At 40.6% G+C, this 16,462-nt stretch carries 14 protein-coding genes; 3 read left to right on the top strand and 11 right to left on the bottom strand.

What is annotated here, in order from left to right; translation table 11 throughout:
- Positions 1-231 precede the first annotated feature (231 nt).
- From QL229_RS17155 to QL229_RS17170, 4 genes are all read right to left on the bottom strand, one after another.
- The gene (locus tag QL229_RS17155; protein WP_281547211.1) at positions 232-726 is read right to left on the bottom strand and encodes a hypothetical protein; all 495 of its coding nucleotides are present in this window, start codon (positions 724-726) and stop codon (positions 232-234) included.
- A 31-nt stretch (positions 727-757) separates the two neighbouring features.
- Positions 758-964 carry a hypothetical protein gene (locus QL229_RS17160; protein WP_281547212.1) on the bottom strand — a complete coding sequence of 69 codons (207 nt, stop codon included), beginning with the start codon at positions 962-964 and terminating at the stop codon, positions 758-760.
- A gap of 44 nt (positions 965-1,008) precedes the next feature.
- On the bottom strand, positions 1,009-1,389 hold the full coding sequence (locus QL229_RS17165) for a hypothetical protein (RefSeq protein ID WP_281547213.1): 381 nt from the start codon (positions 1,387-1,389) through the stop codon (positions 1,009-1,011).
- A 374-nt stretch (positions 1,390-1,763) separates the two neighbouring features.
- Positions 1,764-2,024: a transposase gene (locus QL229_RS17170; protein WP_281547214.1), complete on the bottom strand. Its 261-nt coding sequence runs from the start codon at positions 2,022-2,024 to the stop codon at positions 1,764-1,766.
- Positions 2,025-2,120: 96 nt separating this feature from the next.
- Here QL229_RS17170 and QL229_RS17175 point away from each other — a divergent pair, with 96 nt between their 5' ends.
- Together QL229_RS17175 and QL229_RS17180 are read left to right on the top strand one after the other, a co-directional pair.
- Positions 2,121-2,444, top strand: a complete 324-nt coding sequence (locus tag QL229_RS17175) for a helix-turn-helix domain-containing protein (protein WP_281547215.1) — start codon at positions 2,121-2,123, stop codon at positions 2,442-2,444.
- 198 nt (positions 2,445-2,642) lie between these two features.
- Complete coding sequence (locus QL229_RS17180; protein WP_281547216.1) at positions 2,643-6,329, top strand: hypothetical protein; 3,687 nt, start codon at positions 2,643-2,645, stop codon at positions 6,327-6,329.
- Positions 6,330-6,676: 347 nt separating this feature from the next.
- Here QL229_RS17180 and QL229_RS17185 read toward each other — a convergent pair whose 3' ends face one another.
- Positions 6,677-7,270 carry a Fic family protein gene (locus tag QL229_RS17185; protein ID WP_281547217.1) on the bottom strand — a complete coding sequence of 198 codons (594 nt, stop codon included), beginning with the start codon at positions 7,268-7,270 and terminating at the stop codon, positions 6,677-6,679.
- Positions 7,260-7,418, bottom strand: a complete 159-nt coding sequence (locus tag QL229_RS17190) for a hypothetical protein (protein WP_168246699.1) — start codon at positions 7,416-7,418, stop codon at positions 7,260-7,262. Before QL229_RS17190 ends, QL229_RS17185 begins: the two co-directional genes overlap by 11 nt.
- 236 nt (positions 7,419-7,654) lie before the next feature.
- On the opposite strand from QL229_RS17190, the gene QL229_RS17195 reads away from it, so the two are divergent.
- On the top strand, positions 7,655-8,389 hold the full coding sequence (locus QL229_RS17195; RefSeq protein ID WP_138557062.1) for a MauE/DoxX family redox-associated membrane protein: 735 nt from the start codon (positions 7,655-7,657) through the stop codon (positions 8,387-8,389).
- 58 nt (positions 8,390-8,447) lie between these two features.
- Here QL229_RS17195 and QL229_RS17200 read toward each other — a convergent pair whose 3' ends face one another.
- The 5 genes from QL229_RS17200 to rng all read right to left on the bottom strand — a co-directional run bounded on the left by QL229_RS17200 (position 8,448) and on the right by rng (position 16,462).
- Entirely contained in the window at positions 8,448-8,696 is a 249-nt protein-coding gene (locus QL229_RS17200) for a hypothetical protein (protein WP_171040391.1), read from the bottom strand.
- 177 nt (positions 8,697-8,873) lie between these two features.
- Complete coding sequence (gene tldD, locus QL229_RS17205) at positions 8,874-10,313, bottom strand: metalloprotease TldD (protein WP_281547218.1); 1,440 nt, start codon at positions 10,311-10,313, stop codon at positions 8,874-8,876.
- A complete protein-coding gene (locus QL229_RS17210) occupies positions 10,310-11,140 on the bottom strand; it encodes a carbon-nitrogen hydrolase family protein (RefSeq protein ID WP_235382205.1) in 831 nt (276 codons plus the stop codon). The genes tldD and QL229_RS17210 overlap by 4 nt, the downstream gene beginning before the upstream one ends.
- Positions 11,130-14,990 carry a YhdP family protein gene (locus QL229_RS17215; RefSeq protein ID WP_281547219.1) on the bottom strand — a complete coding sequence of 1,287 codons (3,861 nt, stop codon included), beginning with the start codon at positions 14,988-14,990 and terminating at the stop codon, positions 11,130-11,132. The genes QL229_RS17210 and QL229_RS17215 overlap by 11 nt, the downstream gene beginning before the upstream one ends.
- Positions 14,990-16,462 carry a ribonuclease G gene (rng, locus tag QL229_RS17220; RefSeq protein WP_135922712.1) on the bottom strand — a complete coding sequence of 491 codons (1,473 nt, stop codon included), beginning with the start codon at positions 16,460-16,462 and terminating at the stop codon, positions 14,990-14,992. Before rng ends, QL229_RS17215 begins: the two co-directional genes overlap by 1 nt.

Consider the following 16,462-nt stretch of genomic DNA (forward strand, 5'->3'; position numbering starts at 1 on the left):
TGAGCCGTATGCAGTGAAAGTTGCACGTACGGTTCTTAGGAGGGCGACACTTGGTAACAGGTGTCGTCTATCCGACAGAAACGAGTTACGCTGCTGATCCACTCCTGGTGCTGAACAGGCTCTGATTTGATAAATTCCTATTTAGCGAATCTGACAAATTAAGTTAAAACTTGTTCAGTTAAAAGTACTTTCCAGAGTGTTGAATTAGAGCTTTTTGCTTGCCATGTAATTTTAACTCTTTGGTATCATGCTCAACGCTGCTTTGACCTGATCTTTCATTGCTCCATTAAATAAATGAGTATTGGCAATCAGCGTATTAATTGCAAAACCATTTTCAGCTGATTGTCTACGAATACGCTCTTTGGCAGCAAATGCAGACCTTTGCCGATAATAAACATCTTCCCACCAATCATGCCCATATCTTTTTCGCAGACTAGCTTTAATTGATCTAAAACGAACTTTACTGTCAAAACCTTCTGCTGACGCTAAGACACTTGCCCATATCATACGCAGTTGCAGATCATTCGGAATCCAGTTTTGATCGCGAAGCTGGCCAATCACCTCAGGGTGTAAATATAGCGTCCCCTCAGAGGCTTTTCGTTTTACCCACAGAGGTTGAGCTGTTTGGAATGCCACTTTCTTATCTTGAGCACTATATCCTTGGCAATGTAGCTTCCAAGTTTCCAACTCATCTATTGTCGCTAGTTTCTGTATTAACTCTTCCATGGCGCAATTTCTCCGATGATTAGCTGCACTATCACACTTTCAACTTCTGCAAGCGTAGATTTTTCCGCACTTTATCTTTACGGCCATTAGCATTTACAAGAGCCGGCTCTATACCGTCTATATAGTTATGCTCATAAGTGATTTCTTTGGTGGGAGTTTTTAAAACGGCTTTAATGCTTACATGGCAACTTTGCCCATTTTCCAAACCTGCTATATGGTCCGCTTGTTCAGCGGTCAAATTACCTTCAACAAGAATAACATCGTTAAAAGATAATCTAGGGACTAGGGACTAGGGACTATGCACCTATGTATGAAGTTGTCACACTTAACATCCACACCGCCATAGTTAAACTCAATAGTTATTTGCTTTATCGTGATATCAAACGGATTGAAGTTTGCACCTCGCAACCAAAGTTTAAACTTGGGCAACCCATCCAGCCATAACTCGTAAGGTTTATGTCTTGGACGCAGATCAATGTTCATATTATTTGCAGTGTGACTTTCCAGATAAAAAAGACTAATCACATTGCTATAAGTTTTAACTATGACCTTTATGAGAACTTTTAGTATTGCCTTTACATTCAGTTTTGCGAGCCACGCCAAGAGAACTACACCAATACCACTAAAAATCCACTCTTTGTGATCCATCAACATTTCTATCATGCAAATATCCTTAAATTAGTGCCGTTATGCACTCATGAGCGAGACAGGCTAATTCACATTTATTTAGTGACTTAGCTTTTAGTACTGTCAAATTGAGCTCGAATTAATGTTATCTACTCATTGTTAAACAATCCTGCCTTGTTCTACAAGTGTTAATTTTTAGTATCAAGGATATACCCACTTAGCGAGTGCAGCCGCTTTGTGCGGCACACGAAATAAAAAGCAGATAGTTACTCTAAATAGCAGGAGATTCGCCTACACGGCATGTGGAGCTGGTTGCAAGGTTAGAGGAGGTATATTCAAATGAGTTAAGGCAACCCAAGAAATAAGTTTATAATTATCTAGTAGTCAGAAACTTAAACAATAATCTCAGTTCAGTACAGCTCTTTGGCAAATATTGACGCAGCCTTGATAAGGATATCACGCTCTTTTGACACTTCTTCGAGGCGCTGTTTTAATGATTTAACGACCAAGCTACCGTTTAAGCTATCATCTTGTTTAGCCGCTTTGATCCAAGCATATAACGTGCTTTGGCCTATCTCCAAGTCTTTCGCTACATCAGCTACTCGCTCTCCCTCGGACAGTACTCTTTTTGTCGCCAATAACTTAAATTCACTTGAGTAAGTTTTACTCACTTTCATATTCCCCGATCAAAGCTTAGGATTCCTAAGTATACATGATAGAGTAAAGCTTAGAGAATCTAAGTACCAGCTTTTTATTATGATTTACCTTTGGATTTTATTAACCCCCTCCCAATTCGGCTTAAAGAAGCTAGGACAAGAGCAAATATTTCTCAACGAGATTTGGGAATTAGAATTGGCCTGGAGCCAGGCTCTGCGAGTGGGCGTATGAATCATTACGAAAAAGGCAGGCATACACCTGATCTGCAAACATTAAAACGAATAGCTGAAGAGCTGGGTGTTCCGCTAAACTACTTCTTTTGCGAAAGCGATGAAATGGCCAAGTTTGTTATTTTATTTGAACTGTTAACTGAACAAGAAAAAACTAAGTTACTAAGTGAATTGGAAAACAAACAAAAGACCTCACCAAATTAGTAAGTTCAGTCTCATGAGCCCATTAACCACTAGGTTCGCCTAGGTAATTTCTCAATAACATAACCACTAATTCATATGCCAGGTTCTAAACTGCTTCCCAATTGACAAACAGTAACAGTTACGTTGAACGCTATAAGGCTGCACAATATTCACCTACATGCTATGTTGAGGAATGAATTATAAAAAGAGCGTATATACATGGATCGAGTGAAGATGTTTATTGTAAAAATGGTCATCTCATTTTTACAAAATGTTTTAGGGCGACTGAGTACTTCACTAAACTCATTTGATGATAATCACAATGAAATGCTACATCTAGCGCCTGTAATTACCACTCTCCCTAAAGACTATAAACATTACTTCAAGCAGCTAGACTACTTTATAACTGATTGCTCTGAAAACGTAAAAGAAATAGCAATAACAGGCCCATACGGTAGTGGTAAATCGACATTGCTGGGCACATACTTTAAAAGTAGGCCCCATCTAAAAACCAAATTTATCTCCTTAGGAACTTATCTTCCCCCAACAAACTCCGAGGAAAGCAAAAGTAGTGAAGGTAACAAAGAAGTAAAAGAGTTAGAACAGGCCATAGCGAGACAGCTTCTATACCAACATTCAGGTCTGGAGAGTCTTGGATCAAAATTTAGCTTTCCAGTTTACCGAAAAAGGGATGAGCTATTATCATACATTCAAGCTATTGTACTTATTTTTTGGGGAGTGCTAGCTGGATATTGCCTTCTATCAGGCAAGGGAGACCTTCTCCAGTGGATCAAAGATGGATTGCTTAGTAATAATGTACCGATATGGAAGATAGGCATATTTAGCTACTTGTTAGCGGTGCCAGTGTGCGTTCTTACTGATGTATTTCGATATTTATCTAAAAATAGGCTGACTAGCGTCAATCCAAAAGGTGGTAGTTTTGATTTTAAGCCGATTGCCCAAGAGAGTATTTCCTTTAGTTTACACCTTGAAGAACTATTAAGGTTCTTTATCGCAACTAAATCCGATATCGTTGTTATAGAGGATCTAGATAGGTTTAATATTCCGCAAGTTTTTGAAAGCTTGAAAGAACTAAATAAAATAGTCAATCAAAGTGCAAGAATAGATAACCCTGTTCGCTTTATTTACGCAGTCCGTGATGATATTTTCCAAGGGTGTGATAGGACCAAGTTCTTCGATGCAATCATTCCACTTATACCCGTAATGTCCCCGTTTAACGCTTACGAAAGATTTAAAGGGCTTTTCCCAGACTCTATTTTGGCCGAGCAATTAGAGGGAGTTATTAGAAAAGTTTCGGTGGCGGTACCAGACATGAGAGTGCTGAGGAATATTGTCAACGAGTTTTATGCATATAAAACCATTCTTAACGCACAAAACGGTGGAAATAATTATGAACGACTACTGTCCTTCATCGTTTATAAAAACCTATATAGCAACGACTTTGCCAAACTATACACCAACGATATTAGTGCTATCGACCATGCTGTTCAGGTCAAAGAACGAATCCGACAGCAAAGAGATAAAGAGTTATCCGATCGCTATGACACTTTGCTACAAGAAGATCAAGATGCAGCTAACGAACTACTAAATAATGAACAAGATTATTTTTTGATAGTGCTTGGACGACTGAGCAAAGAACTCAACGTAGATAAAATATTGACTATCTATGGTAGTTCAGTCGAAGAAATTGGGATTGATGACTTAGTAAGTTTGCTGTCGAAAAAGTTAACTCACAACCAGGCACCAATAAGGTTTATAAGAGGGTCGAAAACAAACAGCCAATTTGCATCTAGTAAAGACTTTAAAGACCCTCATCTCTCGGCTGATGAGCTAAGGAAAAGGCTTCATAGCATTCGCACAAAAGACAAGGATAGAACAAAGCAACGTATAAGAGAGATGTATGAGTTAAAAAGTAAGCTATCAGTAACTCGCTCAATCACCTGGTCTTTGTCGGAAGCAATGGAGTGTAACCCTCAGGAAGATTGGGTACCAGAAGGTATGCCTGTATTAAAAATGTTGCTGCGGGATGGCCTTATAGATGAGCACTATGGCCTTTATTTAAATCACGTTTTAGAAGGAAAACTGACAGGTAGGGACTTTGAATTTTTACAAGCACTAAGAGATCGACAAGAGTTTGATCCAATGTATGAGTCAAGTAACTATTCAGAGATCATGTCATTTCTAAGCAACGGTGACGCGTCTTCACCAGCGGCATTTAACTACGGTCTACTCCAATTCCTATTAAAATCTGATAGTCATGGGACTTTTCTGGAAAAATTAAAACAATTCCAATTTATCGACCACCCTTCATGTGCAACACGCCTCTATAAGCTTCGGCAAACAATCCCTAACTGGGAAGAAGTTCTTTGGGATTCAGTAATCTCAGATATTACTAGTAGTATATCTGAGCTCTCATCCCTAGAAGGGTGCGAATTACTATCTGATTTAACCTGTTACGCTGAAGATGATGACGAGGTTTCTTACCTGCAAAATCACTTAGGGTCAGAAGCATGTTTACTCGAAGCTCTTTCTCGTCAAAACCACCACCAGAGAATTATCAGCTCTTTTAAAGAGGCAGGTATACTAATAAGCAGCCTTGATGAAGCTCCTCATCTCAGAGAATTAGTTAAAAGTGCTGTTGAAGCAGGCATCGTTGAGTTCACTTCCGACACTCTCACATCGGCATTAAGCGTATATTTAGAAAGGAAAATTGAGTTACCTGTCTCATTTGAATTGATAACTCAGTTTAAAAGCATCGAGTCATTTGCAAACAAGAATTTCAGCAAGTTCGTCGAACTAGTAAAACAGGGCTACATCGAGAACGTCCCCAACTCGTTTATTCTAGAAATATTAGGTTCTGACTTAGGTCAGAACCTAATTATTGATGCACTAACTCCCGTCAAGTTCCAACTCAAAACATTGGAGGCCGTACCTACGGAGTATTGGGCTGCTTTAATTTCTGCCAACAAGATACTAATTAGTTGGACTGTAATTGAGGAGCTACTCAAAATTAAAGAAAAGCCAGAAACACAAATTGTGTTGTCCGTTTTAGAAGATAAAAATTGCCAACAACTTCTGTTAGCTGAAGATGCTAATTGCAGTCAAGAATGTAAAACTTTGCTTAAAAGTATACTGCTAGAGCATATAGCTAGTACAAAAGTCTTTGCAAACTACATTCATCATTTGAACATCCATTTCTCAAACGATGAATTACTTGAGCTTAGTCAAGAACATGTAATCTCCATGATTGATGTTAGACATATAAAACCATCTCTTGAGTTGTTTAATAATTTTAAGCTCAATGGGCACACTGATGCTGCATATCAATTAGTTAAGCAATTCCCCGAACTAATCGATGAAAACGACTTTAAAATTGATTCTGATGACTTTTCAAATATTTTGCCGTTACTTGATGAACAGTTTAGAGATAAGGTTTTGCTAGGCTGGAAATCTTATTTAGGTAGTTCCACTCCTAAAGAGTATTGGTTTCACCTTTTAAGCCAAAGCATTTTAATTGATAAACCACTTTCTGGGCTTATCAAAAAAGACAATGGACATAACATTCAAAAACACCTTGATGAGATAGGAGTTCGCAGAACCTATGAACTGGAGGAAAGCCAAATATTATCACTGTTGAAAAATGTGCCTTTAGAGCTTAATGAAAAGCTGAGCCTCCTGATAGGCCAAGCTAGTCATCATAAGAGTCGAATCAAAGTCTTGATTGAAGAGACCATAGGCACAGAGTGGTCACTTAGCAAAAAAGCTTGCGAGTATACACCAGAAGTGTATGCACTACTGCTGATCTGTTTACAACATAATTTGATATCATCAATGAGAGTCCAAGGTGATGAGATTAAAGTCTATCACTTCAAGAAAAATGATTAAGTATCCAGCTTACTAGGACGTGAAGCCGCCCCCTATAAAATCTGGAAAATACGATAGGCGATTTGTTTTTTCGGGAAAAATTGTGGGGATCTGCTATTTTTCTGGAAAACACGCATAGTCCTTATAACTAAAGGCTTTACAGAAACCTTCCAGATTCTACGTGTAACAGTACGAATGTACGATGAGATAAGCTTGCGTTGTGAGTTGCGAGTTGCGAGTTGCGAGTTGCGAGTTGCGAGTTGCGAGTTGCGAGTTGCGAGTTGCGAGTTGCGAGTCAATTTTAAAACCTTGTGGTGCTGCCACAAGGTTTTTTATTGGGTAAATTTGGCAATGATTTCAGTACACTATCAAAGCTCAGAAATAGCTTGACTAAAAATATGTTTAAGCAAATCTAGGTTTAAATTAACACCTGCAATATTCGCATCAATCCACTCTTGCTGAGAGATTGGAGGCCACGAAATCTTATAGCCGATGCTATATAACATTTCTTCAAAAAAGAAACGTAGTACTCTGCCGTTACCTTCACGGAATGGATGAAGTAAATTAAGCTCACAAAACAAATCTGCCACTTTTTCAATTAGTTCATCATTATTCTGACAATTCGATATTGCCGGAAGGGTTCGAAATAATTTGTTAGCTTCAGGCTCAATACGCGTCCAAGTACAAAAGCGGGTATTACCCTTTGAGATGTCAACATCCCTAATTTGACCTGCCCACACATATAAATCTTGGAATAAGTGATGATGAAGGTGTTTTAAATGCTCAAGTGAGAACTTAGAGAGAGGTTGTTGGGGGGGGTCATAGGTTCTATAGCGTTCAGCGGTAAACTCAGCTTCGGCTTGATCTAATATATCCGATTCTCGAATACCTAATAGATTAATTAATACATCAGAGGCAGGGTAGCAATATTTATCTTGAGCTACCCCGTATTTATCGCGCATATTTACGCTTCAATTCAGCAATACTTTTGCCTTCACTATTAGTTTTCAGCGTTAGACCTTCATAGCTTAAACTGACCTTAAAGTTATCCATATCTGGCGTAAACTTAGTCTTTTGCTGATTGCTTGTCTTAGCTGTTTTGGTAGCCATAACCCCTCCTGTGATACTAATAATTCTAACTTATTCAGGTAAAAATTGCCATTAACTAACTTACTTGAAAGTACAGCTATAAGGGAGAGTATAGGCTATTAGAAGCAATAAACAGTGCTGGCACAAACCTTGTAACTGTTAATAAAGTAACCAGTTATAGCAACAATTTGCCCTTATTTACTGTGTAATTAAGCAATTATTACGCAGTAAACAAGGCATTTTTACAAGGAGGCACTGTGTCTAAGTCTGCAATTTTATATCGCATGGTAACCGATGAGCATATTTGCCCATTCGGTTTAAAATCAAAAGATTTATTAGAGCGTAATGGTTACGATGTTGATGATCGTCATTTAACCAGCCGTGAGCAAACTGACGAATTCAAACAGCAGCATGATGTAAAAACCACACCACAAACCTTTATCAATGATAAACGCATTGGTGGTTACGATGAGTTGCGCGACTTTTTTAATCTGCCCGAGGCTGGCCAACAAGGTACCAGTTATACCCCAGTTTTAGCCATTTTCGCTGTGGCTATGCTACTGAGCTGCGGTTTTACTTATGCCAGCGGTGAGGCTTTATTCTCTGTGCAGAACCTGATGCTGTTCGTTGCATTATCAATGGCGGTACTAGCGATACAAAAGTTGCAAGACTTATACAGCTTTTCTAACTCATTTATTACCTATGACTTACTGGCGATGCGCATTGTGCCCTATGCCTATGTCTATCCCTTTATCGAGGCGTATGTAGCGATTGGTATGGTGGCTGAATTACCCGCCTTAGCTGTAGCACCCTTTTCACTATTTATTGGTGGCATAGGTGCGGTATCGGTTATTAAAGCTGTGTATATCGATAAACGAGAGCTGAAATGCGCCTGTGTTGGTGGCGACAGTAATGTGCCGCTCGGCTTTATCTCACTGAGTGAGAACTTATTTATGATAGCCGCAGGTATATGGATGCTTATTACTTTTTAGCGTTTTATTAGTATTTAAAGTGGCTTAATTAAGTAATTAAGCCACTTTAAACGAATGGTTAACCACCATTACGTAAATCGCGCTCGAATTCACTTTCGGTTTTTACTGGATGACAGGTCGATTTAACCTCAGCCTTTTTGCTGTCGTCATCATCGGTGCTAAAAATCGTATAGCTGTAATCGGTTTCGAGTTCACCACCTAGACACTCATGCTCAGCGTAGATTTCATTTTCAGCCCCATCAACTACGGCCTGTGATGCACAGCCTGCCAGCATAGCAAGTGCAAGTACAATTGGAATTGCTTTCATATCTTGATCCTATAATGCTATTTTTATTTTTGCTGTAAGCAATAGGTTAGCTCACACAATTAAGTTAACGACAAAAGTACCTTTATTGATACAAAATTTGTGTAAGTTTTTGTGTAAACAGAAAGCAAAGATAAATGAGGCAGGTTAAGAGTTTAACCTGCCATGTGATGGAGTCTTTTAAGCCGTACCACCCACAGTAAGGTTATCAATTTTAAGGCTTGGCTGACCCACACCAACAGGTACGCTTTGGCCATCTTTACCACATACGCCAACGCCTTTATCAAGGGCTAAGTCGTTACCTACCATCGAAATTTGCTGCATCACTTCTGGGCCATTGCCAATCAGTGTCGCGCCTTTGATAGGTTGCGTAATTTTACCGTTTTCAATTAAGTAAGCTTCAGAGGCGCTAAATACAAACTTACCTGACGTAATATCCACTTGGCCACCACCGAAGTTAGGCGCGAAGATACCTTTTTTCACCGAGCTGATGATATCGGCTTGGCTGTGCTCGCCACCTAACATATAGGTGTTGGTCATTCGCGGCATAGGTAAGTGAGCATACGATTCGCGGCGCGCATTACCAGTAGGGTTTACACCCATCAAACGGGCATTTAGCTTATCTTGCATGTAGCCTTTTAGAATACCGTTTTCAATAAGCACGTTATACTCAGCTGGTGTCCCTTCATCATCTACGTTTAATGAACCACGGCGATCAGCAATAGTGCCGTCATCCACGACTGTACACAGCTCAGATGCCACCTTTTGACCTACTTTACCGCTAAACGCTGATGCGCCTTTACGGTTAAAGTCACCTTCTAGACCATGGCCTACCGCTTCGTGTAGTAACACGCCAGGCCAACCTGCGCCGAGCACGACTTCCATACTACCGGCAGGTGCATCGATTGCTTCTAGGTTTACTTTTGCTTGGCGAACAGCTTCTTCAGCGTATTCCATCCAACGCGGTTTGCCATCGACTAATTCTTTAAAATAGCCATAATCTAAACGCGCACCGCCCCCTGCACCACCGCGCTCACGACGGCCGTTCTTCTCAAGTAACACTGAGCAATTTAAGCGAATAAGCGGGCGAATATCGGTGGCAAAGGTGCCATCACTTGCAGCAATTAACACTTCTTCATAAACCGCCGACATTGAGCTGATCACTTGCTCAGCATCCGGCGCTAATTCACGAATATAGTTTTCTAGTTCACGAAGCAGGCTTACTTTGTCATCGTTGCTCATGCTTTGAATTGGTTGATGCGGCGCATACTGCTGTTTAGCAGCTACATCACTGAACACCTGAATCGTTTTGTTTTCGCCAGCATTGGCAATGCTGCGTGCTGCAGTTGCGGCTTTATTTAACGCTTCAAGGTTAATCGCATCTGAGTATGAAAAACCAGTTTTTTCACCACTAACAGCACGCACACCCACACCACGCTCAACGTTGTATGATCCTTCTTTCACTAAGCCATCTTCAAGTACCCAAGATTCGTGGTGACTCGATTGAAAATACAGGTCGGCATAATCAACTTGATGTTGATGAATAAAAGCGAGCGTTTTTTCTAATTCTTCTCTCGTTAGTTGGCTGTCATGTAATAAATGCTGTTCAACCGTGTTCATAATAAATGCTCTCTAAATCGTTGCTGAGACTGCACAGGCATGTCTTGGCGAATTGTATTCAAGCGGTTTAAATCAAGCCCATGGCTGATAAACCCGGTACCAGAGGCAAGCTCACTGAGCGTTTCTCCCCATGGTGAAATAATTATGCTGTGGCCATAAGTGTGGCGGCCATTTTCGTGCTCGCCCCACTGCGCTGCAGCAACCACATAGCATTGTGTTTCGATTGCGCGCGCAGCTAATAAAATATGCCAATGAGCAGCACCGGTGACTGTGGTAAAGGCACTAGGCACTAAAATAAGCTCAGCTCCTTGACGCTGCATGGCAGTGAATAAGCCACTAAAACGTAGATCATAACATACTGCTAAGCCAATTTTACCAAATGGCGAATCAACCACCACAATATCCTTGCCGGCTTCTGTCGCATCAGACTCTCGGTAACTGCGCGTAGTATCGGCAACATCCACATCAAATAAGTGAATTTTGTTGTATTGCGCAACCACATCACCTTGGTTGTTAAATAAAAACGAGGCCGCTAGATACTTACCATTTTGCTGCGACACAGGCAGTGTACCAGCCGCTAACCAAATATCATGTTGCTTACATAAATCGGCAAGTTTCGCTTTATAAGTCTCGCTTTGGTGACCTAATTGATAGCTTGCTTGGCTTTGCTTACTAAAGATCAAAAAGCTCTCAGGTAAACACACAAGCAATGGGCGAGTTGCAGGTAGCTTTAATAATGTATCCGCCAGAAAAGCGAGGTTTTGCTCAGCATTCATGCTTGAGCACATTTGTACTGCCACAACCTGTGGCTGATTATTAGCCTTCATTGGTATCTAAACTCGCTGAAGATGCGGCATCTTTTAACTTTAATTGGCTAGAAGACTGCGGTTGGCTTTGCGCTGCTTGCGGTAATGTCACTTCACGGCTCTTACGATCTATTTCTTTCACTACAGGGTCGTTCATACTTCCTGTTACTTTAAAGTTGATCTCTGAGATCACTCGCGCTGAATGAATCACTTTATCGATGGCAAGCGCTGCAAGCCCGCTTACCGGGTTGACCATCCATGCCACAATAACGGGAATACTCGATGTCACCTGCGGGGCAACTGCAAGGTCGTAATCAATTTCAAAGGTATTTAGGTCTGTATGCCCTTTAATCGTTAAATCGGCAGGCACACCATCAAGCTTGGTATCTTGAGTATAAGCAATGCCCTTTTCTAGCTGCATGGTGCCTTGCATACTGTTATAGAAAAAACCTTTAGAGAATACATCTCTAAAATCGAGTTTCAGCTTACGCACTAACGAATCTAAACTCAGTAATGAGAATACTCGCGCACCACCATCACTAATCTCAGCAAGGTGCCCTTCACCTAAACGCCAATCTAATTCACCAGCTAAACTTGGTACATCAAAGCTATAGGGTGCGCCTTGCCATGCTAAATCAAACTTAATATTGGCGTCTGAATCTTTTACTGTGGTGGTTAATTCAAACTCATCAAATAATTCACCAATATCATCACTTTCTAAATTACCACTAAACTGAGTTAAGCCATCGGCAAATTGTCCTTTTGCGCGTAATACATGATCACCTTTATCAATTACAAGCTCAGAGAATATCAACTTATTTTGCTCACCGACTAAACTGCTTTTTACTTTGTCTAATTGATATTGGCCTACTTTACAGTCTTCACAATAAAACTCGATTGCAGGTATATTCGTAAGCCAACTTAAATCCTCTGGTTCACTTTTATCAGATGAAGGCTCGCTTTCATTTGGCGAAAAATTCATCCGTAAGTAGTCGGTAAAAATTTGAATCGGCCTGCGCGTTTCACCGGTTGGAATAAGTGCGTCAGCACGTAATTCTTTGGCATTTAACTTTAACTCTAAGTCTGATTGTTTTGGCGCTAATCTAAATTCAAAGTCATTAAAATCAATATTATTCAGTGCAAGTTTGTTAAATTTGCCAGTTACATTGTTAAAAGCTGGCATCACACTAGGCGCATCTGACTTAACTTTGGTAAGCGCAATAATTTGATCAATTAAGCCAAACCAAGGCATTATTTCGGTTTCTGGTAAATCGATTGATACCGCAAACCCTTCACGATTTAACCCTAAATCTTGTGACCCTAAAATAAGGTGAGCATTATTAAACTTCTTTTTGCCATTATCTAAAATCGCATTAAAAAACAGCTTATTATCGATATTAGCCGTGATTAAATTAGAAATATGATCACCTTGCACAACCGCATTTAGTGGCCAAGTTTGTTCTGCATTTTTGTTATAAGGTGCAGGTAGTTGGCTAGCAACCCCCACTAAATTACCCGTTATGTCTGCACGATAATTAAAGTCATTAGGTAAAAAGTTAAGCGATATACCAACATCAATGTTGCTTTGCCCTGCTAAATAGCCAGACAATAAGCCATGTGCTTGCTCAATCAATGGGTCTGCCTCAAGGGCAAGCTCTATGGCAATTTCAGCTCGGTAGTTATCACCAACATTTTCACTATTAAAGCTTGCGGTAAGTGGCATCCCTAACCAGTTTGCCTGGGCATTGTTTAGCACAATTTTGTCGTTATTAAATTTAACTATGCCTGTCATATGGCTCAGCGTAATTCCCGGCTGGGCTAAGTAAACGGGTAAGTTAGCTAATTCAACCTCGCCTACAGCATCAACATGGCCTGAACGTAAGTTAACCAATAAATCGATAGCTGCTGTTGCTTCTCCCTGCGCTTGTACAACATCAAATACATTTGCAAGCGGCTTTGCCAGAGGTGTAGCAGCAAAGAAAGGTTTAAGCTTACTACCGTGAGCACGCTTATTTATAGCAACTTTTAACATATCAGCATGCATCAGATCAGCAATGCTCACATGAACACTATCATCAAGCGCTAAGTTAACTAATTTGCCGGATTTACTATAAATATCCATGCGTTCGTTTTCAAAGTGCAAAATAACGTTGGCTTCTTCAACCTCAGGCCAGCTTGGTGAAAACTTGTACTTGGCATTCTCGACATTTGCTAAGACTTCAAATTGACCTTGTTGCTCTTTAAATGGAAACCCTTTAAATGGCCCAGAAAACAATACCTGCGCTTTATTTACTTCGCCGCCCTTAATTGCCCCATTCAAATAATTAACGAGCTTTTCACTCATTACAGGTAGCGGAAAGTAGTGTCCTGCAACCTTAGCATCGGCTGCATAGGCTTCGGCATATAAGTCAAGACGCGGTTCGTCAGTCAGGCTTAGTTTCATCTCTGCAGCAAGCGTGACTTCATCGTTATCAAGCCAAATATTATCGCTGCTAATGCGCCAGCCATCATCAAAGTGATGTAAATCAAGCTCTACATTTAACTGGTTATAGGGAATATCTTGGCTGAAACTGCCATTGGTCAACAGCTGATTGTTTTCACCGTATAATTGAATGCGCCCTGCTGATTGGTTGAGTAACCCTTCAACGCGAATTGCTTGGCCACCAGGAATCCCCTGTAATGATAACCAATTGATCTGCTCACCTTGAAACCACAATTGCCAATGATCTTGGTTATCAAATTCAACATATGCGTCGCTGAGTTGGCCTTTGGGTTGGCGCGCTAAGAAAGGTGCCAGCACTTCAAAGTTACTAAGCTGGGCTAATTTAGCCAACAGCCCAAAATCAAACTGCTTAAGCCATATTTGATTTTTATCACCTAGCTGCGCTTCAAACTGAAGTGTTGGCCACTGTTTTAAGTCTCGCTCAAACGTAAGACCCGTGCTTTTTAAACGCCAATTATCTTGCCAAGGAAATAAATGAAAGCCCCCTTCATTTAAACTTATTTGATGTGCTTCTTGGTTTTGTTGCCAATTAATAAAGCTCGGTAGCCATTGCACTTTTACATCGCTGATCAAGCCTTTTTCTAGGCTAAACCAAGTTTGTAAATTTATATCGGAGCTGAGCTGCTGTTTATCGGTATTAATAAATTGAGCAAGCCATTTAGAAACATCGACATTGGCAGCTTGTACATATATATCACCGGCCATAGTCTCAAGAGTTGAGCCATTAAGGGCCATGCGAGCATCAAAACTACCCACCGAGATCCCCGGTAAGGCCAAGCTACCTGATCCCTGATGTTGTTCTGGGGTATTTTGCCAAACAATGTTTTCAAGTATGAGTTTACGTTTTTTACCATCACTCAAGGTAAAGTTTAAACTACTGTCTTGCACCGCAAAGTGGCCTGTTTCACCAAGGAACAAGCCTTCGATCAGCTCTTTTTGCTCAAAGCTGCCTGCTTGTTGAGTGTTCCCCAAATCAAGCATGGTGGGTAAATCAACATCAGCATGAAAACCATTGATCACAAAGTAGCTCGATTTAAGCTGACGGGTTTTTAGTGATTCCCATAAGTTTACTTCAAGACTGGCTTTATCAATGGTTAGTGCAATCGGTGAGGTTTGGTTATCTTCAAACGAAATGTCTTCGATAACTAAAGCAGGCCCTTTTCCCTGCCAACTGGCCGAGATAGACCCAATTGATAAATTGACATCAAAGCGCTCATACAAGAACACTTCAATGTCATCTTTATAATCATTAGCATAGGGTAATGAATACTTAACGACTGAGACAACTACGGCCAGCAGTACGAGAGTGATAGCAAATACTTGCCATAACTTACGTAAACAATAAAAGCAGACCGTTTTTGCCTTCATTACATCATTACCACATCAAATTGTTCTTGATTATATAAACTCTCTGTTTGAATACTGACTTGCTTACCGATAAATAGTTCCAGTTCAGCTAAATTATGATATTCATCATTTAGCAACGCTTCGCTCACTGATGGTGAGGCATAAACCATAAATTTATCGGCAGCATAAGCGCGATTTACTCTGACAATTTCTCGTAAAATCTCATAGCAGACAGTTTCAACCGTTTTTTGCGACCCTCGTCCCGAACAAGCAGGACACACATCACAAAGAATATGCTCTAAGCTTTCGCGGGTACGTTTGCGGGTCATCTCTACTAAGCCTAGTGCAGATAGACCATTTATGTTGGCTTTAGCACGATCTTTTGCCAGCGCTGATTCAAGCGAATGCAAGACACGACGCTTATGCTCATCACTGACCATATCAATAAAATCGATAATAATAATACCGCCTAGGTTACGTAAACGTAGCTGACGAGCAATCGCAGAGGTTGCTTCGATATTAGTATTAAAAATGGTTTCTTCTAAATTACGATGCCCTACAAATGCACCGGTATTTACATCAACCGTGGTCATTGCTTCAGTTTGATCAATAATTAAATAACCACCTGACTTTAGCTCAACCTTACGATGCAACGCTTTTTGAATTTCGGTTTCAACATCAAATAAATCGAAGATCGGGCGTTCACCAGGATAATACTCAAGTGCTTCAGACAGAATAGGCACAAACTCTTCAGTAAACTCTTTAAGCTCTTGATAGGTCAGTTTAGAGTCAACACGAATACGCTCCATGTCTTCACCAACGTAATCACGCAAGGTACGAAATGCCAGTGTTAAGTCTTCGTGTAAGATGCTTTCTTTACTGATTTTTTTTCGTTTGTTGACGATTTTTTGCCACAATTTTTTTAAGAATTCAGCATCGTGACGCAGTTCTGCTTCTGAGGCACCTTCAGCTGCAGTTCGCACTATAAAGCTGCCGTCTTCGTCGCCGTATTCAGCGACAATTTTTTTCAGACGTAAACGCTCATCTTCTGATTCAATACGCTGGCTCACACCAACATGCGTCGCATCTGGCATAAAAACCAAATAACGTGAAGGAATAGTGATGTCGGTGGTTAAACGCGCGCCTTTAGTGCCAAGGGGATCTTTAACAACCTGCACCATGATGTATTGGCCTTGGCGCACTAGTTCACGAATATCTTGCACTTTTTTAATTGGTTGCTCGTCAACACCTTCAACAATTGAGGCACTATTAACGATGTCTGATGCGTGTAAAAAAGCCGCCTTATCTAAGCCGATATCGACAAATGCAGCTTGCATGCCCGGAAGTACGCGACTAATTTTACCTAGGTAAATATTGCCGACGATGCCAAGGTTGCCAATACGCTCTAGCTGGATCTCTTGCAGTACGCCGTTTTCAATTAGCGCAACGCGACTTTCGCTCGGTGTAACGTTGATCAGTAATTCAGTGCTCAT

The sequence above is a fragment of the Pseudoalteromonas sp. PAR1 genome (genome assembly GCF_947311895.1).
Lineage (GTDB): Bacteria > Pseudomonadota > Gammaproteobacteria > Enterobacterales > Alteromonadaceae > Pseudoalteromonas > Pseudoalteromonas lipolytica_C.

Coding starts and splice junctions, on each gene's coding strand:
- QL229_RS17180 (WP_281547216.1), top strand. CDS start 2,643: ATGGATCGAGTGAAGATGTTTATTGTAAAAATGGTCATCTCATTTTTA.
- QL229_RS17185 (WP_281547217.1), bottom strand. CDS start 7,270: ATGCGCGATAAATACGGGGTAGCTCAAGATAAATATTGCTACCCTGCC.
- rng (WP_135922712.1), bottom strand. CDS start 16,462: ATGAGCACTGAATTACTGATCAACGTTACACCGAGCGAAAGTCGCGTT.
- tldD (WP_281547218.1), bottom strand. CDS start 10,313: ATGAACACGGTTGAACAGCATTTATTACATGACAGCCAACTAACGAGA.
- QL229_RS17155 (WP_281547211.1), bottom strand. CDS start 726: ATGGAAGAGTTAATACAGAAACTAGCGACAATAGATGAGTTGGAAACT.
- QL229_RS17190 (WP_168246699.1), bottom strand. CDS start 7,418: ATGGCTACCAAAACAGCTAAGACAAGCAATCAGCAAAAGACTAAGTTT.
- QL229_RS17215 (WP_281547219.1), bottom strand. CDS start 14,990: ATGAAGGCAAAAACGGTCTGCTTTTATTGTTTACGTAAGTTATGGCAA.
- QL229_RS17165 (WP_281547213.1), bottom strand. CDS start 1,389: ATGATAGAAATGTTGATGGATCACAAAGAGTGGATTTTTAGTGGTATT.
- QL229_RS17200 (WP_171040391.1), bottom strand. CDS start 8,696: ATGAAAGCAATTCCAATTGTACTTGCACTTGCTATGCTGGCAGGCTGT.
- QL229_RS17210 (WP_235382205.1), bottom strand. CDS start 11,140: ATGAAGGCTAATAATCAGCCACAGGTTGTGGCAGTACAAATGTGCTCA.